Source organism: Sphingomonas sp. GW822-FHT03G08 (assembly GCF_058801135.1).
Genome location: NZ_JBXAMZ010000001.1, coordinates 2,805,322 through 2,827,092, shown reverse-complemented (window position 1 = coordinate 2,827,092; position 21,771 = coordinate 2,805,322). Strand labels below are relative to the sequence as shown.

Sequence of the window (21,771 nt, the reverse complement as noted above, 5' to 3'; positions counted from 1 at the left end):
GCGGCGCGCATGGCCTGCATGCGCGATTCGGTCAAGGCTTTATGCGTCCAGCGCGGTGCGCACCGCGGCGGCAAGCCGGTCCATATCGAAGGGCTTGGCGAGGATCGTCTCGCCGGCCACCCGGGCGGTTTCCGGGGCATAGCCGCTGGTCAGCAGCACCTTGAGCCCCGGCACCCTGGCGCGCGCATGCTCCGCCAGCTCGCGGCCGGTCATCTCGGGCATCACCACGTCGCTGAACAGCAGCGAGACGCGCAGCCCGGTGTCGATCAGCCGCAATGCCTCGGGCCCGTCGCGGGCGCCGACCACCTGGTAGCCAAGCTCGCGCAGCGCCTCGAGCGAGAAGTTGCGTACCCGCTCCTCATCCTCGACCACCAGCACCAGCTCGCCCTCATGCCCTCGTGCCGGAGCAGCGGCCGGAGTTTCGGTGCGCGGCTGCAGCGCGGCGCCCGAATGGGCCGGCAGATAGAGCCGCACGGTGGTGCCGCGCCCTTCCTCGGTATCGATCCCCACCGCGCCGCCTGACTGGCGGACGAACCCGAACACCTGGCTCAGGCCCAGCCCGGTGCCCTTGCCGACCCCCTTGGTGGTGAAAAAGGGATCGAAGGCCCGCGCTGCCACTTCGGGGGTCATGCCGGTGCCGCTGTCGGTCACCGCGATCTCGACATAGTCGCCGGGCTGCAGTTCCAGCTCCGCCGCCTCAGCCGCCTCGAACCGGGCATTGGCGGTGGCGAGCACCAGCTTGCCGCCATGCGGCATCGCGTCGCGCGCATTGACCGACAGGTTGAGGATGACGTTCTCGAGCTGGTTGGGATCGGCGAGCAGCGGCGACACGCCGGCGGGCAGCACGGTTTCCACCGTGACATCGTCGCCCAGCGTGCGGACGAGCAGCTCGATCATCCCGCGCACCATCTCATTGGCATCGATCGCCATCGGGGCGAGCGGTTGCTGGCGCGAGAAGGCGAGCAGCCGCTGGGTGAGCGTGGCGGCGCGATTGGCGCCTTCGCGGGCGGCGCTGATATATTTGTCGAGGTCCCGGTTGCCCTGCTTCACGCGGCGCTCGAGCAGGTCGAGCGCGCCGATCACCACGGCGAGCATGTTGTTGAAGTCGTGTGCGATGCCGCCGGTGAGCTGGCCCACCGCCTCCATCTTCTGTGCCTGGCGCAACCGTGCCTCGGCCGCCATCAGCTGCTCGGTCCGCTCGCGCACCGCTGCTTCCAGCGCCTCGCGCGACCGGGCGAGGACTTCGCGCGCATCGACGATGTCCTGGATGTCGGTGCAGGTGCCGAACCAGCGGGTGATCGCGCCCTGCTCGTCGCGCACCGGCTGGGCGCTGCCGAGCACCCAGCGATACCGGCCCGATCGATGCTTGAGCCGATATTCGATCCGGTAGCGCGCGCCGGTGGCCAGGCTCTGGCGCCAGACGGCCCAGGCGCGCTCCTGGTCCTCGGGATGGAACATGTCGTTCCAGGCCTCGCCGTCGGTGCTGCCCGCCGGCACGCCGGTATATTCGTACCAGCGGTCATTATAGTAATCGTGATAGCCGTCGGGTTGGGTCGACCACACCATCTGGTCGATCGAATTGGCGATGGCGCGGAACTTGGCCTCGCTCTCACGTAGCGCCGCGACGGCCTCGATCCGCTCCACTGCATCCCAGGTCGTCTCGGCCACCGCTTCGATGAACGCGACTTCCTCCGGCGACCAGCGGCGCGGCTCGGCGGTATTGAGCGACATCACGGCCACCCATTGCCCGCCGCGCAGCAGCGGGACGCCGACGCCGGCACCGGCGAAATGGGCGAGGCCGGGCGCCTGTCTCGCGATGTCGTCCAGCACGACGCTGTGCCCGATGCGATAGGCCCGGGCATTGTCGCCGAGCGCCTCGATCGCCAGCGTGCCTTCAAGCGGCGCCAGCCGGTCGCTGGCCCAGGAGGGGCCGAAGCGCACTTCGGCGCCGTGCACCCGGTAGAAGCTCACCCGGTCGAGCCGCATCTGCTCGCCCAGGGCGGCGGCGGTGAAGCGCATCACCGCGTCGGCGGTATCGAGCGTGCGCTGCTGGTCGGCCAACGCGCCCAGGAATGCCTGGGCCTCGTTCGCTTCGCGGAGCTCTTCGGCAGCGTCGCGCGCGGCTTCCTCGGCCAGCTTGCGCTCGGTGATGTCGAAGGCGACGCCGGGGAAGCGCAGCGGATCGCCATTCTCGTCGAAGGTCGCCCGGCCCTGCGCGCTCACCCAGCGCGCGGTACCGTCGGGCTGGAGCAGCCGATATTCCTCGTTGAACGGCATGCGCTCCTGCAGCGTGCGGGCGATCCCCGCCTCGAGCCTGGGGCGATCCTTGGGGTGCACGTTGACGAAGAACTGCTCGATCGGGGTGCCTTTGCCGGCAAGCGCTTCGTCCACCCCGTATAGTCGCAGGAAGCGCGCATCGGCGGTAACCAGGTTGGCGGGCACGTCCCAGACCCAGGTGCCGACGCCGAGCGAGGCGTTCAGCGCCAGTTGCAGGCGCTCCTCGCTTCGGCGCAGTGCTTCCTCGGCGGTGGTCCGCTCGGTGACGTCATTGGCGGCAACGAAGATGTCGGTCGGGTTGCCGTTTGCGTCCTTGATCGGCTGGTAGACGAAATCGAGGAAACGCGTTTCGGGTGGTGCGCCGGGCTGGCGCTGGAGCAGTACCGGAATGCCGTCGGCGCGAAACGGCTCGCCGCTCACATAGACGCTGTCGAGCAGCGAGACGAAGCCCTGGTCGACCACCTCGGGCAGCGCCTCGGCGACGGTCATCCCCAGCACCGGCCGGCCGCCGACCAGCGCGAGATATTCGGAATTGGCGAATTCGAAGCGATGTTCGGGCCCGTGAAGCAGCGCGATCGCCCCCGGCGCCTGCTCGAACAGGTCGCGCAGCCGCGCTACTTCGGCGAGCCGTGCACGCTCGGCGAGCACCGTGCGCGTCGTCTCATTGCCCTGGTTGAGCATGCCGGCGACGCGACCTTCGGCATCGCGCACCGGGGTGAAGCTGTAGTTCCACCAGGTTTCCTGGGGGCGACCGTTCCGCGCCATCATCAGGCGCTGGTCGTAGATCGCGAAGCCGCGGCCGGTGTCGAGCACTTCGCGCATCTGCGGGCCGACGATATCCCAGATATCCGCCCATACCTCGCCGCCGGGCCGGCCCAATGCCCAGGGATGCCGCTCGGCCGGGATCGGCGCCCAGGCGTCATTGTAGAGAAGGAAGAGCTCCGGCCCCCAATAGACCGCGGTGGGGAAGGTCGAGCCCAGTGCCACGTCGAGCGCGAATTTCAGCGCCTCGGGCCAGGTTTCGGGCGGGCCGAGCACATGGTTCGACCAGTCGAACGCACGAATCCGCGCCGCCATCTCGCCTTCGTGATCCAGAAAGCGCAACGCAGCCCCCATGACCCTTCGATGCGGGGCGTGCGCGGCCGAGTCAACTGACTGGATCAACTCGACTTGGCCGCGCGGACGGCTATGGATGGGGCAAAGGAGAGACTTATGAAGCTCGCAAGCCTGAAGAGCGGCCGTGACGGCAAGCTGGTCGTCGTTTCCACCGACCTGGCCTGGTATGCCAGTGCCGACATGATCGCCCCGACCCTGCAGGCGGCGCTAGACAATTGGGACCGGGTGGAAGCCGATCTGCGCAACCTCGCGACCGATCTCGATCATGAGGTGATCCCGCGCGAGCGTTTCCACGAGCGGCTCGCCGCAGCGCCGCTGCCGCGCGCATTCCAATGGGCGGACGGCTCGGCCTATGTGAACCATGTCGCGCTGGTGCGTCAGGCGCGGAATGCCGAGATGCCCGACAGCTTCTGGCATGATCCGCTGATGTACCAGGGCGGCAGCGACGGCTTCCTCGGTCCGCGCGACGCGATCCCGCTCGCCGACGAGAGCTGGGGCTGCGACCTTGAGGGCGAAGTGGTGGTCGTCACCGGCGACGTGCCGCTCGGGGCTTCGCGCGAAGAGGCGCTCGCCGCGATCCGCCTGGTCGGCCTCACCAACGACGTCTCCCTGCGCAACCTGATCCCGGGCGAGCTCGCCAAGGGCTTCGGCTTCTTCCAGTCCAAGCCGGCCAGCGCCTTCTCGCCGGTCTTCGTCACGCCCGATTCGCTGGGCGACTGGTGGCAGGACGGCAAGCTGCACCGCAAGCTGATGGTCGATGTGAACGGCCAGGCTTTCGGCAGGGCCGATGCCGGCGTCGACATGACCTTCGATTTCGGCACGCTCGTCGCCCACGCCGCCAAGACGCGCAAGCTTGGCGCCGGCACGATCATCGGCTCGGGCACGGTTTCGAACCGGGGCGAGGATGGCGGCCCGGGCAAGCCGGTGAGCGAAGGCGGCGTCGGCTATTCCTGCCTCGCCGAGATCCGCACGATCGAGACGATCCGCGGCGGCGCCCCGGTCACGCCGTTCCTCAAGAAGGGCGACACGGTTCGCATTTGGGCCGAGGACGACAAGCACCACCCGATCTTCGGCGTGATCGAGCAGACCGTCGGGGGCTGAATGACGCGGGAGGATCGGCTGTTCGAGCGCGCCCGCGCGATCATGCAGCGGCGGGCCAATGGCCATTACCGGCCGATCCTCCGCCATCTCGCTCGGCGCGGTCATGCGCATGCGATGCTGGAACTGGCCGGGCTGTTCAGCCAGGGCAACGATCCGGCGGACCTGGGCGTGATGTCTCGGGCGGGAACACCGGCCTGGCTCTACCGGCGTGTGTGGATGCGGGGTGGCCCTTATGCGTGCCTTGCCGCGCAGAATCTTGCGATGAGCCGGTTCAACATCGGGGATTTGCACGGCTACCGCCTGTGGCTGCGGCGGGCCCAGATGCTCGGCGACAACGATTCCGGGTTGGAGCTCGATCGCTTCGAGACGCGGCTACCCTTTGGTGATGCGCGCGCGATCGGGCGTGGCCGCCCCTGGCGTCGCAACGAGCGCTGAGCCGGTTGCGAACGGCGGAACGAGTGCCGATCTCCATCGCATGGCCGACGAGTGCTTCTATACCGTGTTCGAGACCGTGGCGGGCTTCGCCGCCATCGGCTGGAACGGCACGGGCATCAACAGCTTCCGGTTGCCGGCGGGCACCGCGGGCGAGGCCGAACGCGCGCTGCTCCGGCGCCTTCCGGACGCGAGGGCGGTGGTTCCGTCTCCGCCGGTGCAGGCGGTAATCAACCAAGCCCTGCGCTATTTTGCCGGGGAGCGTGTCGACTTTGCAGCCGTGCCCGTCGATCTCGGGCCGCAGCAGCCCTTCTTCGATCGCGTCTACACCGCGGTCCGCCGCCTCGGCTGGGGCGAGACGGCGACCTATGGCGCGATCGCGAAGCTGCTCGATGCAGGCCCCGAATTCGCCCGCGATGTAGGCCAGGCGATGTCGGCCAATCCGGTGCCGCTGATCATTCCGTGCCACCGGGTGACGGCGGCGAACGGGCGGATCGGCGGCTTCTCGGCGCCCGGCGGTTCGCATTCCAAGGCGCAGATGCTCGCGATCGAGGGTGTGGAGGTGCGGGACGGCGTGGTCACCCGCGACCTGCCGCAATTGGGGCTGGGCTTCTAGAAGTCGAACCCGCCCTGCCGATCGACCAGCGGCCAGCGGCCCAGTTCGATATGTCGGTGCGCGCCCAGGATCGAATGGATCAGCACGAAGTCGGTCGCGTCCCAGCCGATCGGCTCGATCGTCCGCGTGAACGGCCGGCCCTTGCGGTAGAGCAGAGTGACGTGCGGGTGGAAATCCCAGGCACCGCGCAGCAGTCCGGCGTGGCGCAGCCCGTCCTGCAGCTTGCGGCCCAGTTCGGCCAATGCATCGATCCTGCGGCTGGGCTTGAGCGCGATCGTCTCGTTGCCGGCGGACACCCGGTCGAGCCGTACCGGCACCGGCGCGGCGGAGACCTGCTCGCCGATCTCGATCAGCCGCTTCATTTCGGCATAGGGCTGGCGCGCATAATCCTCGGTGATGCCGAGCGTGATGTGCAGCCGGTCATTCTCGACGATGGTCTCGGCCAGCCCCAGCTGGTCGCGCTGCACCCCGATCAGGTTGCGGGCGAGCGGCGAGGGACGAAGCGCATAGAAGAAACGGTTTCCAGGCATCAGTGAAAGTCCCTTGAGCGTACCGGGATCAGGTCCGGCGTCTTGAGGCTGCGGCGGGGCGGCCAGCTTTCGAGCGCGCGCTGGCGCGGCAGCTTGAGCCGGTCGCGTGGATCGATCTCGCCGCCATGCGTCGCGCCGTCACCGGGCATGGTCATGCGGGGAAGTTCGAGCTCGCCGACTTCGCGCAGCCACGGAGTGAGGTCGGTGATCTGCTCGGCGACCAGGTGGATAACGATCCCCTCGCGCTGCACCTTGCCCTTGATCGCCAGCATCGTGGCGGACATCACGGTGCGGCGATTGGCCTCGAACCGGTCGGCCCAGAGTACGGCATTGGCGATGCCGGTCTCGTCCTCCAGGGTCACGAACACCACGCCCTTGGCGCTGCCCGGTCGCTGGCGGACCAGGATCAGTCCGGCGACTTCCACCCTCTGGCCATCCTTCATGTTCAGCAGGTCCGCGCACTGCGCGATCCGTCGTGCCGCCAGGCGATCACGCAGGAACGTGAGGGGATGGGCGCGCAACGAGAGCTGGGTCGCGCGATAATCCTCCACCACTTCGCGGCCGGCGCTCAGCGGCAGCAAGGCCACCTGCGGCTCGACCACTTCGGCCACGGTTGCACCCTCGCGCGCATCGGCGGCGGCGAACAGGTCGAGCGGTGCCTGGCTGAGCCCCTTGATCGCCCAGAGCGCCTGGCGCCGGTTGAGGCCCAGCGCCTGGAAGGCATCGGCGCGGGCGAGCCGTTCCAGCGCGGCCGGCTTCACCCGGGAGCGGCGCCAGATATCCTCGATCGACGTGAAGGGGGCTTCTGCGCGGGCGTCGAGGACCTTGCGCGCATCTTCCTGCGCCAGTCCCTGCACGATCCGCATGCCGAGTCGGATCGGCTGCAGGCTCTTCCAATCCGCCTCGGTGCCGCAGAAACGTGCGTCCTGTTCGCGCAGGTTCGGGCCCTCGGGTACCATCCGCGTGTCCCAGTCGCTGTCGTTGATGCACACGGCGCGCGCCTCGACACCGTGGGTGCGGGCATCGCGGATCAGCTGCGCGGGCGCGTAGAAGCCCATCGGCTGCGCATTGAGCAGCGCGGTGCAGAACACGTCCGGATGATGGCATTTCATCCAGCTCGAGGCATAGGCGATCTTGGCGAAGCTGGCGGCGTGGCTCTCGGGGAAGCCGTAATTGCTGAAGCCCTTGATTTGCTCGACCAGCTGCGCGGCGAAGGTCTCGTTGATGCCGTTGCGGCGCATGCCTTCGATCAGCTTCGGGCCGAATTCGCCGATATCGCCGCTCGACTTGAAGGTCGCCATCGCCCGGCGCAGCCGGTCGGCCTCGCTCGGCGTGAAGTCCGCCCCGACGATCGCCACCTGCATCGCCTGCTCCTGGAACAGCGGCACGCCCAGCGTCTTCTTCAGCACCGCTTTCAGCCTGGGCGAGGGATAATCGACCAGCTCCGGATTCTGCCGGCGTTTCAGATAGGGATGCACCATGTTGCCCTGGATCGGCCCTGGCCGGACGATCGCGACCTGGATGGCGATGTCGTAGAAGCAGACCGGCTTCATTCGCGGCAGCATCGACATCTGCGCGCGGCTCTCGATCTGGAACACGCCGAGCGTGTCCGCCTGCTGGATCATCTTGAAGGTCAGGGGGTCTTCCTCCTGCATCTTCGGCGAGGCCAATGTCAGGTAGGTCCGCTTGTGCTCCGCCAGCAGGTCGAACGTGCGTCGCATGCAGCCGAGCATGCCGAGGCCGAGGATATCGACCTTCATGAAGCCCAGCTCCTCGATATCGAGCTTCTCCCATTCGACGACATGGCGTTCGGCCATGGCCGCGGGCTCGACCGGGATCAGGTCGTGCAGCTTGTCGCGGGTCAGCACGAAGCCGCCCGGATGCTGCGACAGATGGCGCGGTGTGTTCACCAGCTGGCGCGCCAGTTCCAGCGTCAGCGCCAGCCGCGGATCGCTGCGATCGAGGTTGAGCGCGTCGGCATGCTTGTCGTCGACGTCGTTCGACCAACCCCAGACCTGCGAGGAGAGCGCCGCGGTCATGTCTTCGGGAAGGCCCATCGCCTTGCCGACTTCGCGCAGCGCACTGCGCGAGCGGAAGCGGATGACGACGGCAGTCAGCGCGGCATGGTCACGGCCATAGCTGTCATAGATCCACTGGATCACTTCCTCGCGTCGCTCATGCTCGAAGTCGACGTCGATGTCGGGCGGCTCCTTGCGTTCGGTCGAGATGAAGCGCTCGAACAGCAGCTGGTGGACGATCGGATCGATCGACGTGATGCCGAGCGCGAAGCAGATCACCGAATTGGCGGCGCTGCCCCGCCCCTGGCAGAGGATCTGCTGGCTGAGCGCGAACTGGACGATCGAATTCACGGTGAGGAAATAGGGCGCATAGTCCATCTGCTCGACAAGCCCGAGCTCATGCCGAAGCAGGTCCTGATGCGCCTGCGAGGGCTTGCCCGCGAATTTCTGCTTGAGCCCGTTCCAGGCGAGCGCGGCGAGCGCTTCCTGCGCGGTGCGGCCATCGAGGACTTCTTCCTCGGGATATTGATGCTTCAGCTCCCGCAGCGAAAAGGTGCAGCGTTCGGCGATCGCTTCCGAAGCCGCCAGCGCTTGCGGATAGTCGCGAAAGCGTCGCGCCATTTCCGCGGGCGACTTTAAGTGCCGGTCGGCGTTGCGCTCGCGGCGGAAGCCGAGTTCGTCGATCGTGCATTTCTCGCGGATCGCCGTGACCACGTCCTGCAGCATCCGCCGGTCCGGCGTATCGTAGAGGACATCGCCGGTGGCGAGCGGGGTGAGCCCGAAGCGCTCGGCGGCAAGATTGAGTTCGTGCAGTCGCAGTGCGTCGCCCGGGCGGCGATGCTGGGTGAGGCAGAGATGGCCGCTCGCCCCGAAGATATCCGCCATCCAGCGGAGTGAAACCGGATCACCGGTATCGGCCAGCCCCGGAACCAGTGCGCCGACCAGCCCCTGTGCGGCGTCGGCCAGATCGTCCCAATGGAGGAAGCATTGGCCTTTTTCGCCCTTCTGCGCATCGGCGCGCGACTTGCCGAGAGTGAGCAGCCGGGTGAGCCGGCTCCACGCCGTGCGATCCTCGGGCCAGACCAGCACCGAGCTGCCATCGACCAGGTCGAGCCGGCAGCCGGCGATCATCCGGATCGGCACGCCGAGCGCGCTGAATTGCTCGGCGGCCACCAGCGCGCGCACCACGCCGCCCACCGAATTGCGGTCGACGATGCCGAGCGCCGGCAGGCCGAGCAGGGCGGCCTGCCGGAACAGATCCTCGGGTGAGGACGCTCCGCGCAGGAACGAGAAATGCGTCGTCACCTGGAGTTCGGCATAGGTCATCCGAACACGCCGTGGAGATACCAGCTGAGGTCGCCGGTTGCCGCGCGCTCGCCATCGCCGGCGCGGAACAGCCAGTAGCGGCGGCCGGCCTCGTCCTCGACGCGGAAATAGTCGCGCACGCTCAGCCGCTCGGCATCGCGCTTCCACCATTCGCCCTGCACCCGCTCGGGCCCATCGGCGCGGATCACCTGGTGCGGGCGCCCGCGCCAGGTGAAGCGGCGGGGGGGCTGGTCGGGCAGCTCGGCGATGACGTGATCGAGCCGTTCGGGTCGGCGCAGCAGCCGGGCGGGCTTGGGCCAGGCCGGATGCCAGGGATGGAGCGCGGCGCTGCGATCGAGCTGGCGGACATCGTCGACCTTCGGACGCTCGCCGCTGCGTATGGGAGGGTCGAGCACCGGCGCCCGTGCCAGGGAGCGCTCGGGCATGTCGCTTTCCACGGCACGCATCCGCCACATCGCGTCCTGGCCGATCCGGGTCGCCAGCGTGTCCACCAGCGTGGCGATGTCGGGCGCCGCTTCCTCGTCGAGCCGTTCGACCACCGGTTCGGGCCCGAGCGGCGCGGCGCGGCGGACATGCAGGGTGATCGCGTCGATCCCATAGCCCGGCTCGACATCCTCGATCCGCCGCTTGAGCAGGCGGAGCAGATGCGCGGGGTCGCGATTGGGCCGGGCCAGGCCGATGCGGATGCGCTGCGGCACCCCGTCGATCCGATCGGCGATGCATTCGAGCGCCTGCACGCCCAGCCCTTCGTCCTCGAGCGCGGCGGCAAGGCGCGGAGTGAGCTGGCCCAGCCAATGCTCGATGGCCTCGGCGCTGGCGATCGGCTCGGCGAAGCGCTGCCGCACGGCGATGCTTTCGGGCGGTATCACCGGATCGAGCGGCTCGGCGATACGACCCAGCGCCTGGTCGAGCCGCAGGACCGTCGCCGCGCCGAAGCGGCGCGTGAGCGGTGCGCGGGGCAGGGCGGCGAGTTGACCGATCCGGTCGACTCCCAATCGCTTGAGCAGCTCCGCTGCGGCTTCGTCGATGCGCAGCGCCGGCGTGGGCAGCCCGGCCAGCGCACGGGCCTGTTCGCCCGGCGGGCAGAGGCAATGGCCATGATAGCGTGCCAATGCCCAGGCGGCGCCGGGCGTGTCGGCGATCGCGATCCGCGCGGTGAAGCCGGCGCGCGCGAGCAAGCGGATGATGTGTCGCGCCATTTTCGCTTCGCCGCCGAACAGATGCGCGGTGCCGGAGAGATCGAGGAACAGTCCGTCCTCGCCCGACAGCGCCACGCAGGGCGACCAGCGCCGGGCGGCGAGGATGGCGAGGCTTCTGAGCGAAGCGAGATCGCCCTCGGGATCGGCGGGGCGGATGTCGAGCCCGGGGACCTGCGCGCGTGCCTGGGTCACCGCCATGCCGGGCCGCAGTCCCAGCGCCTGGGCGGCGGGACAGGCGGCGGCGATCTCGATCCGGCTGCCGTTGCGCAGGGTGGTGATAAGCGGGGCGAATTCCAATTCCCTCTCCCGCTTGTCGGAGAGGGTGGCCGAGCGCAGCGAGGTCGGGTGAGGGTGTGAACGAGCCGCGTCCGAGGCACCCTCACCTTGAGCTTCTCTCGTAAGCGGGAGAGGGAGAGAGTCATCCTCCCGGGCCCATTCCGCGCCCGGCCGCCAATGCCCCGCATGCTGTGCAGGCTTGCGCAAGGGCGCCTGGGGCGTGGGGAGGGCGCGCGCGTCAGGCTGCGCGGCGGGGCGCCGTTCCGCCCGCCACAGCCTTTCGATTGGCCATAACGGGAGGAAGAGCGCAGCGACCCGTTGCATCGCATGCCTCCACGATTGTCTCGAAACCTTCTCCCCCCTTTTGCCGTGCCAGCGCCAGCTTCCAGCGCGGTCGGCCGACACCGGCCACGGGCAGGGGCGTCGAGGGCGCGCAGGTCACCCGCCAGCGCGTCACCGCCGCCGATGGCATGGCGATCGGATCGCTGCCTTCGCGGGCCGCGCGTTTCATCAGCAGGGCGATCGTCCGCCCGCCCTCGGCCGCCAGCTGCAGGCGGCGGGTCGCGGTCATGTCCGCGCGCTTGGCTTCGCCGATCACCGCGCCGAGCCCACGATGGCGCAGCCCTTCCTCCATCACCGCGAGCAGCTCGGCATCGTCCTTGGCTTCGGCATAGATCAGGCGCTTGGGATCGAGGCCCGACTGGGCGAGCCCCGGCGCGAACAGGTCGCGCCGCCGGACCACCCAAAGCACCGGCCCCCAGGCGCGCGCCGCGATGCCGGCGAGGAACAGCGTTGCCGCGCAATCATCCGCCATGTCGCTGGTGCCCGCCGCAACTTCGTGCAGTGCGTCGAGCCGCAGCCCCTCGTCCGCCAGCCGCGAATCGATCTCCGGGATCCCGAAGGGCAATGCCGGGCGCCGGCGGAATCCGCCGGTCTCGAGCCCTTTCAGGCTCTCGCGCAATTGCTTCAGGACGGCAGGATCGGCCATGGCCTCACGACTCGGGAGAACGGAATGTTCTTATTGTGTTCCCTATTCGTCCGGAGTCAATTGCCATTCCGCCTCAGCCCCCTAAGCTGGCCGCAATCGCAGAATTCAGGGGACCCCGCGCAGATGATCCGCAACTTCAGCCGCCGTCAGGCGCTTCTCGGCACCAGTGCCGCACTTGCCACGCCTTTCCTGGGGAGCCTGATGGCCCACGCTGCCGAACCCGTCGATGCCTCGCCTTTGCTCAAGCCCTGGCCGGGCGGCTATGGCGGCGTGCCCCCCTGGGACAAGTTCAAGGCCGAGATGTTCCCCGCCGCTTTTGAAGTCGCGGTCGCCGAGCAGCGCCAGGAGATCCACGCGATCCGCAACGCGCGCACCGCCTCCACTTTCCACACCGTGATCGAGCCGATGCAGAAGGCCGGCGACACGATGGACCGCGTGTTGTCGGCCTGGGGCGTCTACACCAGCAACCTCGCCGACAAGCAGGTGCAGGCGATCGACCGCGAGTGGAGTCCCAAGCTCACCAAGGCGAATGATGAGCTGTTCCTCGATCCCCTGCTCTTCGCCCGGGTGAAGGGGGCGTATGACACGCGCGCCCGGCAGAAGCTCGATGCCCAGCAGACTCGCCTGCTCGAGCGGAGCTATCGCGGCTTCGTTCGCCGCGGCGCCGCGCTCTCCGATGCCGAGCGCGCCGAAGTCAGCCGCCTCAACCAGGCGCTCGCCTCCGCCTTCTCCGATTTCAGCCGCAAGCTGCTTGCCGACGAGGAGACCTGGATCGTCCTCGACAGCGAAGCCCAGCTCGCCGGCCTGCCGGACAGCTTCAAGGCATCGCTCGCCAGTGCCGCGACCGAGCGCGGGCTCGCCGGCAAATGGGCGGTGGTCAACACCCGCTCCTCGGTCTCGCCCTTCCTCACCTACTCGACCAACCGCGGCCTGCGCGAAAAGGTCTGGCGCGCCTTCGTCTCGCGCGGCGACAATGGCAATGCCAGCGACAACAAGGCCGGCATCGCCGAGATCCTCAAGCTGCGCCAGCAGCGTGCGAAGCTGCTCGGTTTCAAGAACCATGCATACTATCGCATGGACGACACCATGGCCGAGACCCCGGCCAATGCGATGAAGCTGATGATGGCGGTGTGGCCTGCCGCCCGCGCCCGCGTGGCCGAGGAAGTCGCCGACATGCAGGCGCTCGCCGACGCCGAAGGCACCAGGGGGGAAGGCCCGAAGATCACCATCGAGCCCTGGGACTATCGCTTCTATGCCGAGAAGGTCCGCAAGGCGAAGTACGACCTCGATGAGAGCGAGGTGAAGCCGTATCTCGAGCTGAACAACATCCTCCAGGGCGCCTTCTACGCCGCCGGCCGGCTCTATGACCTGGGCTTCAAGGAAGTGAAGGACGTGCCGGTGTTCGACCCGGCAGTGCGCACCTTCGAGGTTACCGACACGCGTACCGGCAAGAATATCGGCATCTTCTATTTCGACGGCTATGCCCGCTCGGGCAAGCGCTCCGGCGCCTGGGCCACGCGCTATCGCGGCCAGCAGAAGTTCGGCGGCGCCCGCAACACGCTCGCCTCGAACAACAACAATTTCGTCAAGGGCGGCGCCGGCGAGCCGACTCTGATCAGCCTCGACGATGCGACCACGCTGTTCCACGAGTTCGGCCATGCGATCCACAGCCTGCTCCAGAACATCACCTATCCGGGGCTCGCGGGCACGCCGCGCGACTTCGTGGAGTATCCCAGCCAGGTGAACGAGAACTGGCTGCTCACCCGCGACGTGCTCGACAAATACGCCAAGCACTACAAGACCGGCGCGCCGATGCCGCAGGCGCTGGTCGACAAGATCGAGAAGTCCTCCACCTTCAATCAGGGCTTCGACACGGTCGAGTATCTCGCCTGCGCGATCCTCGACATGCAGCTCCACGATCGCGAAGTGCCGGTCACCGACATCGCCGCGTTCGAGAAGGAAGCGCTTGCCGCGCTCGGCATGCCCAGGGAGATCGTGCTGCGCCACCGGTTGCCGCAGTTCAGCCACCTCTTCTCGTCGGACGCCTATTCGGCCGGCTATTATTCCTATCTCTGGTCCGAGACGATGGACGCGGACACCTGGGCGGCGTTCCAGGAAACCGGCAATGTCTGGGACAAGGCCACGGCCGACCGCTTCCGCGCCACCCTGCTTTCCACCGGCAACGAGACCGACCGCAAGCTCGCCTATCGCGCGTTCCGCGGGCGCGATCCGGACGTGTCGGCACTGTTCAAGCGGCGCGGCTTCCCGGTCGCGTAAGCCTCCTAACCCCTTGCCTTCCGCTTCCCCGGCGAAAGCCGGGGAGCAGTATTGAACATCGGTCGGGCTCGAATTCCCAGCGGCCCACCCGGCATTTCAGGTCAGCACCCCTGACCTACTTGCGTCAGTCTTTGAAATTTTATAACAAAGGTGCGAAACGTGATTCCCGAGCGTTTGGCAACGGGAACCTATGTCCGGAGAGTCCATGTGAGCGAGCGCGACCGCGCCAACCTGCCCCCGCTTGCGTTGCACGTGCCCGAGCCGCGCTTCCGCCCGGGTGACGAGGCGGACTTCAGCGACATCGTGGTGCCGCCCGCCGGCGCCACCCGCCGGCCCGACACCGCCGACCGTGCCGACAGCTTCCATGAGCTGGCCTATGGCCTGGTCCGCGTCCTCGATGACGAAGGCAATGCCGTCGGCCCCTGGGATCCGCGGCTCGATGCGGATGCCAAGCGCCGCATGCTCCGGTCGATGGCACTCACCCGCGCGTTTGACGAGCGCATGTTCCGCGCCCAGCGCCAGGGCAAGACCAGCTTCTACATGAAGTCCACCGGCGAGGAGGCGGTGTCGATCGGCGCGGCGAGCGCGCTCGCCAGCGATGACATGTGCTTCCCCTCCTATCGCCAGCAGGGGATCCTCATCACGCGCGGCTATCCGATCGTGTCGATGATGAACCAGATCTATTCGAACAAGGCCGATCCGCTTGAGGGCCGCCAGTTGCCGATCATGTATTCCTCGAAGGAATTCGGCTTCTTCTCGATCTCGGGCAATCTCGCGACGCAATATCCCCAGGCCGTCGGCTGGGCGATGGCGAGCGCGGCCAAGGGCGACACCCGCATCTCCGCCACCTGGTGCGGTGAGGGCTCGACCGCCGAGGGCGACTTCCACTCGGCGCTCACCTTCGCGACCGTCTACAAGGCGCCGGTGATCTTCAACGTCGTCAACAATCAGTGGGCGATCAGCTCCTTCTCGGGCTTTGCCGGGGCCGAGGCGACCACTTTCGCGGCGCGCGCGATCGGCTATGGCATCGCCGGCCTTCGCGTCGACGGCAATGACGCGCTGGCGGTGTACGCCGCGACCGAATGGGCCGCCGAGCGCGCGCGGACCAACCAGGGCCCGACGCTGATCGAGCATTTCACCTATCGCGCCGAAGGCCATTCGACCTCGGACGATCCGACCGCGTACCGTTCGGCCGGCGAGCCCAATGCCTGGCCGCTCGGCGATCCGATCCGCCGCCTCAAGGAGCATCTCATCAAGCTCGGCGAATGGGACGAGGAGCGCCACGCCGCGCAGGACCTCGAGCTCGCCGAGCTGGTCAAGGCATCGCAGAAGGAAGCCGAGAAGAACGGCATCCTCGGCCACGGCATGCACCAGCCCTTCGAATCGATGTTCGAAGGCGTGTTCGAGGCGATCCCCTGGCACCTCAAGGAACAGCAGCAGCAGATGCTCGACGAGCAGAAGGCGGCCGGCCTGTGACCCTGGTCCTCACCCGCCGCGCGCTGGTGAAGGGGGCTTGTGCGCTCGGCGCGCTTGCGCTGCTCCCGCCCGGCCTGCTCCACGCCGCCCCGATCGGCGATCCCGAGACGATCGACCTCGCCGTCTCGCCGACGCGCTCGACCAAGCTGCTGATCTGGAAGCCCGCCAGCCCCCGGGGCGTGGTGTTGTTCTCGACCGGCCATGGCTCCTGGCCCGAGCGCTATGCGCGGCTGATCTCGGTGCTGCTTGGCGGGGGCTTTGTCGTGCTCGCGCCGCTGCATGTCGATTCGATGCACTATCCTGAGCGCGAGAAGTTCACCTTCCTGTCCTCGTTCACCGAACGGCTGGCCGACATGCGCGCCACCGCTGCCCATGCCGCCAGGGCCTTTCCCGTGCTGCCGGTGATCGCGGCGGGGCACAGCTACGGCACGCTTACCTCGCTGTGCCTCGGTGGTGCGCTTCCGAACTTCAAGGGACGCATCCCTGCGGTGAAGGCGGTGCTCGGCTTCTCGTCGCCCGGCAAGCAGCCCGGCCTGGTTCCGGACAGTGCGTATAGCAGCGTCCAGGTGCCGGTGATGATGGTGACCGGCACGGCGGACGCGCTGCCGCCGGTCATGGGCCATGCCACCCCGGCGAGCGAACATCTCTTCCCGGCGGAGACCGCACCGGCGGGCACCTATGCACTGGTCGTCGAGGGCGGCGATCACCAGCTGGTCGACGACGCCGTCCGCTTCCCGCGCACCGAGGCGCCGGTGAAGCTGTTCGTCGAGGCCTATGGCCTGGGCGACGCCGGCGCGCGCCTCAAGCTCGATACATGGAAACCTTCGGCGGGCGACCGCTGGACCCTTCGCAAGGCACAGGCATGACCGATACGGTCACGGATATGGGTGCGATCACCCAGATGAACATGATCCAGGCGATCAACTCCGCCATGGACGTGATGATGGCGCGCGATCCGAACGTGGTCGTGATGGGCGAGGATGTCGGCTATTTCGGCGGCGTCTTCCGCGCGACTGCCGGGCTCCAGGCCAAATATGGCAAGACCCGCGCCTTCGACACGCCGATCACCGAGATCGGCATCATGGGCGTGGCGATCGGCATGGGCGCCTATGGCCTGCGCCCGGTCCCCGAGATCCAGTTCGCTGATTACATCTATCCCGCGCTCGACCAGCTCGTCTCCGAAGCGGCGCGCCTGCGCTATCGCTCGGCGGCGGACTTCACCGCGCCGATCACGATCCGCTCGCCCTATGGCGGCGGCATTTTCGGCGGCCAGACGCACAGCCAGTCGCCCGAGGGCATCTTCACCCATGTCTCGGGCATGAAGACGGTGATCCCCTCGACGCCGTACGACGCCAAGGGCCTGCTGATCGCGGCGATCGAGGACAATGATCCCGTCCTCTTCCTCGAGCCCAAGCGCATCTACAATGGCCCGTTCCATGGCCATTATGACCGCCCGGCCAAGACCTGGGCCGATCATCCCGGCGCCCAGGTGCCCGAGGGCCATTACCGCGTCGAGTTGGGCAAGGCTTCGGTGGTCCGCCCGGGCGAGGCGGTGACGATCCTCTGCTACGGCACTATGGTCCATGTCGTCGCCAACACGGTCGAGGAACTCGGCATCGACGCCGAGATCGTCGATCTGCGCACCCTCGTTCCGCTCGACATCGAGACGATCGAGGAATCGGTGAAGAAGACCGGTCGCTGCCTGATCGTCCACGAAGCGACCCGCACCTCGGGCTTCGGCGCCGAGCTCTCGGCGCAGGTGCAGGAGCGCTGCTTCTACCATCTCGAAGCGCCGATCGAACGCGTCACCGGCTTCGACACGCCCTATCCGCATAGCCTGGAATGGGCGTATTTCCCCGGCCCGGTCCGTATCGGCACCGCCCTCAAGAAGATCCTGAAGGACTGATCCGCATGGCACGCTTCACGTTCCGCCTGCCCGATATCGGCGAAGGCATTGCCGAGGCCGAGATCGTCGCCTGGCACGTCAAGGTCGGCGACCGCGTCTCGGAGGACCAGCAGGTCGCCGACATGATGACCGACAAGGCCACGGTCGAGATGGAATCGCCCGTCTCCGGCACGGTGGTCGCGCTGGCCGGCGAAGTCGGCGAGATGGTCGCGATCGGCTCGGGGCTGATGGTGATCGAAGTCGAGGGCGATGCCGAAGCGGCCGCGCCTGCCGCTGCCGAGACTCCTGTCGAGGATCAGGTAGAGGCGGAAACGCCGGGCGTCGAGGAAGTTGCCGAGGCTGCTCCGGCGCCCGCTCCCGCTCCGGAACCCGCGCCCGTCGCCCTGCCCGAGCCGGCCCCGCACAAGCAGGTCCTCGCCAGCCCGGCGGTTCGCGCGCGTGCGAAGGATCTCGGCATCGATCTCGCCAGCGTGAAGGCGGATGGCAACCATGTCCGCCACGCCGATCTCGACGCCTATCTCCGCTACGGCAGCGCCCAGGGCTATCACGCCCCGCATGCGTCGCGTGCCCGTGAGGATCAGCCGATCAAGGTCATCGGCATGCGCCGCCGCATCGCCGAGAACATGGCCGCCTCGAAGCGCGCGATCCCGCACTTCACCTATGTCGACGAGATCGACGTCACCGCGCTCGAGGCGATGCGCGCCGACCTCAACGACAATCGTGGGGCACGCCCCAAGCTGACCATGCTGCCGTTCCTGATCGTCGCGATCTGCCGGGCGCTGCCCGATTTCCCGATGATCAACGCCCGCTATGACGATGAGGCCGGCGTGGTCACGCGCCATGGCCGTGTCCATCTCGGCATGGCGGCGCAGACCGATGCCGGGCTGATGGTGCCGGTGATCCGCGATGCGCAGGACAAGAATGTCTGGCAGCTCGCCAGCGAGATCTCGCGCCTCGCCGAGGCCGCGCGCACCGGCAAGGCGAAGAGCGAGGAGCTGTCCGGCTCCACCCTCACCGTGACCTCGCTCGGCCCGCTCGGCGGCATCGCCACGACGCCGGTGATCAACCGTCCCGAAGTCGCGATCATCGGCCCGAACAAGATCGTCGAGCGCCCGATCTTCCAGGGGGACGAGATCGTCCGCGCCAAGCTGATGAACCTGTCGATCTCGTGCGACCACCGCGTGGTCGATGGCTGGGACGCGGCGAGCTTCGTTCAGGCGGTGAAGAAGCTGGTCGAGACCCCCGTGCTGCTGTTCGCCGACTGATGCGCTGGCGGGCGATGGAGGCGGGGGATCTCGACGGTGTCGTCGCGGTCGCCCGCATCGCCTTCCCGGACCATCCCGAGGGGCGGGCCTGTTTCGCCGAGCGGCTCGCGCTCGCGCCGGGCAGCTGTTTCGTGCTCGATGGCGCGGACGGCGTGGCCGGATACCTCATCGCCTATCCCTGGCCGCAGGGAGCCATCCCCCCGCTCGACACCTTGCTCGGCGCGCTGCCCGAGAGCCGGGCCAGCTGGTATCTCCACGATCTCGCTCTGCTTCCCGAGGCGCGGGGCGGCGGCAATGCCCGCGCCGGGCTCGCTTTGCTGTTCGCGCAGGTCGATGCGCCTATCGCGCTGGTCTCGGTCAACCAATCCGCCGGTTTCTGGCAGGCCCAGGGTTTCGTGCCCCGGGAAAGCCCCGAACTCCGCGCCAAGCTCGCCAGCTATGGCCCGGACGCCCGCTACATGATCCGCCCGGCCGGTTGACGGAGCGCCCGCAAAGCCGCAAAATCCTGCCGTCGATAAAGGGCCATGGACCGGATAGGTAAGCCCGGTCGCTCCGCTGTCCGCGGAGAACCTGTACCCCGCAAGGGGACCCGCGACGAGACGCCGGCGCAGTTGCGCGCCGGTGGCTCGGCGGGTGTGACCTGAACGATCCCACGCACGCGCCGGGCCTCAACTTGAGGAACGACCAATGCGCCTGAACCATCTCGACCTTCCCGTCCCCGACATCGCCGAGGCCCGCGCCTTTTTCGAGCGCTGGCTGGGCTTCCGCCACCTCCAGACCCTGGGCGACAACGGCCTGTCGATCCTTGTCGACGGCGCCGGCCTCGTGCTGGTGCTCAGCCGCCTCCAGCGTGGCGGCGCGCAGGGCTTCCCCGAGGGCTTCCATATCGGCTTCCACTTGGCCGACGAGGTGGCGGTGACCGCGCTCCACGCGGCGCTGGCGGCCGAGGGGCTGGCCGGCGATCCGCCCGTCCACCAGCGCGGCGCCTTCGCCTTCTACTTCATCGCGCCCGGCAAGATACTCGTCGAAATCGCGCATCGTCCGCCACCAGGCGACTGACAGGTGTCACGCCGGCCTGCTAGGAGGGGATCATGCACTTCGATCTCCTCCAGTCGATCAGCCTCGCCGGCGATGTCTCCGTTCCCAATGACGACCGCGCCGGCTTCGTGCGCGGCCATGCCTGGGTGATCGACGGCGCGACCGATCTCGGCCCGCCCGGGCTGGTCGGCAGCCAGGGCGGCGCGGCCTGGCTGGCGAGCATCGCGCACGGTGCCTTCACCGTCTCCCCGGCCGCGTCGATCGAAGCGCTGTTCGGCGATGTCGGCGATGCGATCCTCGCCGGCTGGGAGCGCGACCGCACCCGCGATCCCGAGGATCGCTGGGAATATCCGCTCGCCTCCTCGCTCGCCACCCGGCTCGGCGAGGGCGTGCTCGAGATCGGCTGGCTCGGCGACTGTGTCGGCTTCCTCTGGTCCGGCGGCCCGGTCACCCGGCTCGGCCCGGTCCGCGAGATCCGCGATTCGGAGGCCGAACGCGCCGCCAGCCTTGCCGCGCACGGCCTGGGCAGCCCCAAGCGCTCCGCCCCGATCCTCGCCAATCTCCGCGCCACCCGCGGCCGCCCCGGCATGCGCGTGCTCAGCGTCGATCCCGAGCATATGTCGGAAGTCGCCGGCGCCAGCATCGCCTGTGCGCCGGGCGACGAGCTCTTCCTGATGAGCGACGGCTATGCCGCGCTGATCGACAGCTACGGCACCTATGACGACACGACCCTGATCGAGGCGATCCGCAGCCGCGGCCTCGCCGCTATCGCCGAGGAGCTGCGCGCGATCGAGCAGGGCGACGCCGCCTGCACCCGCTTCCCGCGCTTCAAGACCTCGGACGACGCGACCGCGCTCTGGCTGCGGATCGGCGGCTGAGCCTTACTCCCCCGCGTAGATCGAGCGGCTCAGCGCGGTGCGCACCTGCTCGCGCCCGGCAAGGATCCGCTCGCGCGCGGCCCGGTCGAGCGCCTCGGCCTCCTTCGCGATCGCCTGGCGCTTCGCGCTCACTGCCTTGAACGCCGCCGTATCGCTGCCGCTGCCGAAGCCGAAATAGCCATTGGCGTTGATCCAGCTCTTGCGCGCGAGCAGCGTGCAGAGCTCCGCCGTCGCATCGAGCATCGCCTGCTGGTTGGCGAGCAGCGGGTCGGCCTGCGCATCGCCGGCGATCTTCGCGATCCCCAGCTTGGCGGCCTTGGGCAGGCTCGCGCCGCCGATCGCCTCGGCCAGCGCCTTGCGCCGGGCGAGCCGCGCCACGCTCTGCTCGGCGGCGAGCGCGCGGACCTGCGCGATATCGCCGCAATGGCCGATCACCTGCGGGTTCTGCTGGAGCATATAGGGGCTGGTCAGCGCCCCCGCGCCGAACTTGCCCAGCGCCTCGCCATAGGCGCGCGCCGCGGCCTGATCTTCCTTGATCGACGAAAGATAGAGGCTCGAGACCGGCCCGCGCGATGCCGCGCCGGCGGGCAGCGACGGCGTGCCGTCGGTGCCCAGCTCCATGTCGGCGAAGCTGCTGGCATCGGCGCGCGATCGCGTCTGGAACTGGCCATGCGCAACCAGCGCCGCCCCGGCGCCCGCGCCGATCAGCAGCGCCAGCGAGCCCAGCTTCCAGCCCAGCCCGGCATGGCGCGTCGTCGCCAGGAATCCGATCAGCCACAGCACCAGCCCGGCGGCAGCCCCCCCCACCAGCAGCGCCGGCAGCGGCACGGGCTCGCAGAAATGCGGCCCCAGCACGGCGGCCAGCACCAGGATGGCGCCTCCCACCAGAGTCGCGACTACCGGATGGCCATAAGGGCCTTCCCGATCCCATTCGTCAGACATGATTCCCCCTCTTGTCTGACAAGAGTAGCGAGGAAGCATTTCGGTGCAATCGCTTTGCGACGGCAAAGCGAGGCTTGCTTGCGCGCCGTCGAAGGTCCGCGCAAGGAGGC

General features: G+C 68.3%; 17 protein-coding genes. 11 read left to right on the top strand and 6 right to left on the bottom strand.

Annotated features, from left to right (window positions below):
• Window positions 1-39: 39 nt before the first annotated feature.
• On the bottom strand, window positions 40-3,381 hold the full coding sequence (locus tag AC1RJ5_RS13030) for a PAS domain-containing protein (protein ID WP_493113701.1): 3,342 nt from the start codon (window positions 3,379-3,381) through the stop codon (window positions 40-42).
• A 108-nt stretch (window positions 3,382-3,489) separates the two neighbouring features.
• On the opposite strand from AC1RJ5_RS13030, the gene AC1RJ5_RS13025 reads away from it, so the two are divergent.
• From AC1RJ5_RS13025 to AC1RJ5_RS13015, 3 genes are read left to right on the top strand one after another with little or no spacing between them, the layout of a single operon-like run.
• Window positions 3,490-4,494, top strand: coding sequence for a fumarylacetoacetate hydrolase family protein (locus AC1RJ5_RS13025; protein ID WP_184162625.1), 1,005 nt, complete (start codon window positions 3,490-3,492; stop codon window positions 4,492-4,494).
• Window positions 4,495-4,929 (top strand): hypothetical protein, encoded by a 435-nt coding sequence (locus AC1RJ5_RS13020; protein ID WP_184162622.1) that lies wholly within the window; start codon window positions 4,495-4,497, stop codon window positions 4,927-4,929. It abuts the gene before it with no gap.
• A gap of 40 nt (window positions 4,930-4,969) precedes the next feature.
• Complete coding sequence (locus AC1RJ5_RS13015; RefSeq protein ID WP_493113699.1) at window positions 4,970-5,542, top strand: methylated-DNA--[protein]-cysteine S-methyltransferase; 573 nt, start codon at window positions 4,970-4,972, stop codon at window positions 5,540-5,542.
• On the opposite strand, the gene AC1RJ5_RS13010 is transcribed toward AC1RJ5_RS13015, so the two are convergent.
• From AC1RJ5_RS13010 to AC1RJ5_RS12995, 4 genes are read right to left on the bottom strand one after another with little or no spacing between them, the layout of a single operon-like run.
• Complete coding sequence (locus AC1RJ5_RS13010) at window positions 5,539-6,072, bottom strand: 2'-5' RNA ligase family protein (protein WP_493113697.1); 534 nt, start codon at window positions 6,070-6,072, stop codon at window positions 5,539-5,541. The genes AC1RJ5_RS13015 and AC1RJ5_RS13010 overlap by 4 nt on opposite strands.
• Complete coding sequence (locus AC1RJ5_RS13005) at window positions 6,072-9,416, bottom strand: error-prone DNA polymerase (RefSeq protein ID WP_269573519.1); 3,345 nt, start codon at window positions 9,414-9,416, stop codon at window positions 6,072-6,074. The genes AC1RJ5_RS13010 and AC1RJ5_RS13005 overlap by 1 nt, the downstream gene beginning before the upstream one ends.
• Window positions 9,413-11,215 carry a Y-family DNA polymerase gene (locus AC1RJ5_RS13000; RefSeq protein WP_493113695.1) on the bottom strand — a complete coding sequence of 601 codons (1,803 nt, stop codon included), beginning with the start codon at window positions 11,213-11,215 and terminating at the stop codon, window positions 9,413-9,415. Before AC1RJ5_RS13000 ends, AC1RJ5_RS13005 begins: the two co-directional genes overlap by 4 nt.
• On the bottom strand, window positions 11,130-11,879 hold the full coding sequence (locus tag AC1RJ5_RS12995) for an ImuA family protein (protein ID WP_269573521.1): 750 nt from the start codon (window positions 11,877-11,879) through the stop codon (window positions 11,130-11,132). The genes AC1RJ5_RS13000 and AC1RJ5_RS12995 overlap by 86 nt, the downstream gene beginning before the upstream one ends.
• A gap of 123 nt (window positions 11,880-12,002) precedes the next feature.
• On the opposite strand from AC1RJ5_RS12995, the gene AC1RJ5_RS12990 reads away from it, so the two are divergent.
• The 8 genes from AC1RJ5_RS12990 (at window position 12,003) to AC1RJ5_RS12955 (ending at window position 20,719) form a co-directional block, all read left to right on the top strand.
• Entirely contained in the window at window positions 12,003-14,156 is a 2,154-nt protein-coding gene (locus AC1RJ5_RS12990) for a M3 family metallopeptidase (RefSeq protein ID WP_493113692.1), read from the top strand.
• Window positions 14,157-14,363: 207 nt separating this feature from the next.
• Complete coding sequence (locus tag AC1RJ5_RS12985; protein WP_493113690.1) at window positions 14,364-15,632, top strand: 3-methyl-2-oxobutanoate dehydrogenase (2-methylpropanoyl-transferring) subunit alpha; 1,269 nt, start codon at window positions 14,364-14,366, stop codon at window positions 15,630-15,632.
• Window positions 15,629-16,498 (top strand): alpha/beta hydrolase, encoded by an 870-nt coding sequence (locus AC1RJ5_RS12980; RefSeq protein ID WP_493113688.1) that lies wholly within the window; start codon window positions 15,629-15,631, stop codon window positions 16,496-16,498. The genes AC1RJ5_RS12985 and AC1RJ5_RS12980 overlap by 4 nt, the downstream gene beginning before the upstream one ends.
• A 35-nt stretch (window positions 16,499-16,533) precedes the next feature.
• A complete protein-coding gene (locus AC1RJ5_RS12975; RefSeq protein WP_184164977.1) occupies window positions 16,534-17,538 on the top strand; it encodes an alpha-ketoacid dehydrogenase subunit beta in 1,005 nt (334 codons plus the stop codon).
• A 5-nt stretch (window positions 17,539-17,543) separates the two neighbouring features.
• Window positions 17,544-18,803: a dihydrolipoamide acetyltransferase family protein gene (locus AC1RJ5_RS12970; RefSeq protein ID WP_493113686.1), complete on the top strand. Its 1,260-nt coding sequence runs from the start codon at window positions 17,544-17,546 to the stop codon at window positions 18,801-18,803.
• Window positions 18,803-19,282, top strand: a complete 480-nt coding sequence (locus AC1RJ5_RS12965) for a GNAT family N-acetyltransferase (RefSeq protein ID WP_493113684.1) — start codon at window positions 18,803-18,805, stop codon at window positions 19,280-19,282. The genes AC1RJ5_RS12970 and AC1RJ5_RS12965 overlap by 1 nt, the downstream gene beginning before the upstream one ends.
• Window positions 19,283-19,490: 208 nt before the next feature.
• The gene (locus tag AC1RJ5_RS12960; RefSeq protein WP_342250009.1) at window positions 19,491-19,862 is read left to right on the top strand and encodes a VOC family protein; all 372 of its coding nucleotides are present in this window, start codon (window positions 19,491-19,493) and stop codon (window positions 19,860-19,862) included.
• 32 nt (window positions 19,863-19,894) lie between these two features.
• Complete coding sequence (locus AC1RJ5_RS12955; RefSeq protein WP_493113681.1) at window positions 19,895-20,719, top strand: hypothetical protein; 825 nt, start codon at window positions 19,895-19,897, stop codon at window positions 20,717-20,719.
• A 3-nt stretch (window positions 20,720-20,722) separates the two neighbouring features.
• Here the strand turns inward: AC1RJ5_RS12955 and AC1RJ5_RS12950 are convergent, their stop codons facing one another.
• On the bottom strand, window positions 20,723-21,661 hold the full coding sequence (locus AC1RJ5_RS12950; protein ID WP_493113679.1) for a hypothetical protein: 939 nt from the start codon (window positions 21,659-21,661) through the stop codon (window positions 20,723-20,725).
• Window positions 21,662-21,771: the final 110 nt, after the last annotated feature.

Coding starts and splice junctions, on each gene's coding strand:
- AC1RJ5_RS13020 (WP_184162622.1), top strand. CDS start 4,495: ATGACGCGGGAGGATCGGCTGTTCGAGCGCGCCCGCGCGATCATGCAG.
- AC1RJ5_RS13005 (WP_269573519.1), bottom strand. CDS start 9,416: ATGACCTATGCCGAACTCCAGGTGACGACGCATTTCTCGTTCCTGCGC.
- AC1RJ5_RS12965 (WP_493113684.1), top strand. CDS start 18,803: ATGCGCTGGCGGGCGATGGAGGCGGGGGATCTCGACGGTGTCGTCGCG.
- AC1RJ5_RS12960 (WP_342250009.1), top strand. CDS start 19,491: ATGCGCCTGAACCATCTCGACCTTCCCGTCCCCGACATCGCCGAGGCC.
- AC1RJ5_RS12955 (WP_493113681.1), top strand. CDS start 19,895: ATGCACTTCGATCTCCTCCAGTCGATCAGCCTCGCCGGCGATGTCTCC.
- AC1RJ5_RS13025 (WP_184162625.1), top strand. CDS start 3,490: ATGAAGCTCGCAAGCCTGAAGAGCGGCCGTGACGGCAAGCTGGTCGTC.
- AC1RJ5_RS13000 (WP_493113695.1), bottom strand. CDS start 11,215: ATGCAACGGGTCGCTGCGCTCTTCCTCCCGTTATGGCCAATCGAAAGG.
- AC1RJ5_RS12995 (WP_269573521.1), bottom strand. CDS start 11,879: ATGGCCGATCCTGCCGTCCTGAAGCAATTGCGCGAGAGCCTGAAAGGG.
- AC1RJ5_RS13015 (WP_493113699.1), top strand. CDS start 4,970: ATGGCCGACGAGTGCTTCTATACCGTGTTCGAGACCGTGGCGGGCTTC.
- AC1RJ5_RS12990 (WP_493113692.1), top strand. CDS start 12,003: ATGATCCGCAACTTCAGCCGCCGTCAGGCGCTTCTCGGCACCAGTGCC.
- AC1RJ5_RS12950 (WP_493113679.1), bottom strand. CDS start 21,661: ATGTCTGACGAATGGGATCGGGAAGGCCCTTATGGCCATCCGGTAGTC.
- AC1RJ5_RS12970 (WP_493113686.1), top strand. CDS start 17,544: ATGGCACGCTTCACGTTCCGCCTGCCCGATATCGGCGAAGGCATTGCC.
- AC1RJ5_RS12975 (WP_184164977.1), top strand. CDS start 16,534: ATGAACATGATCCAGGCGATCAACTCCGCCATGGACGTGATGATGGCG.
- AC1RJ5_RS13010 (WP_493113697.1), bottom strand. CDS start 6,072: ATGCCTGGAAACCGTTTCTTCTATGCGCTTCGTCCCTCGCCGCTCGCC.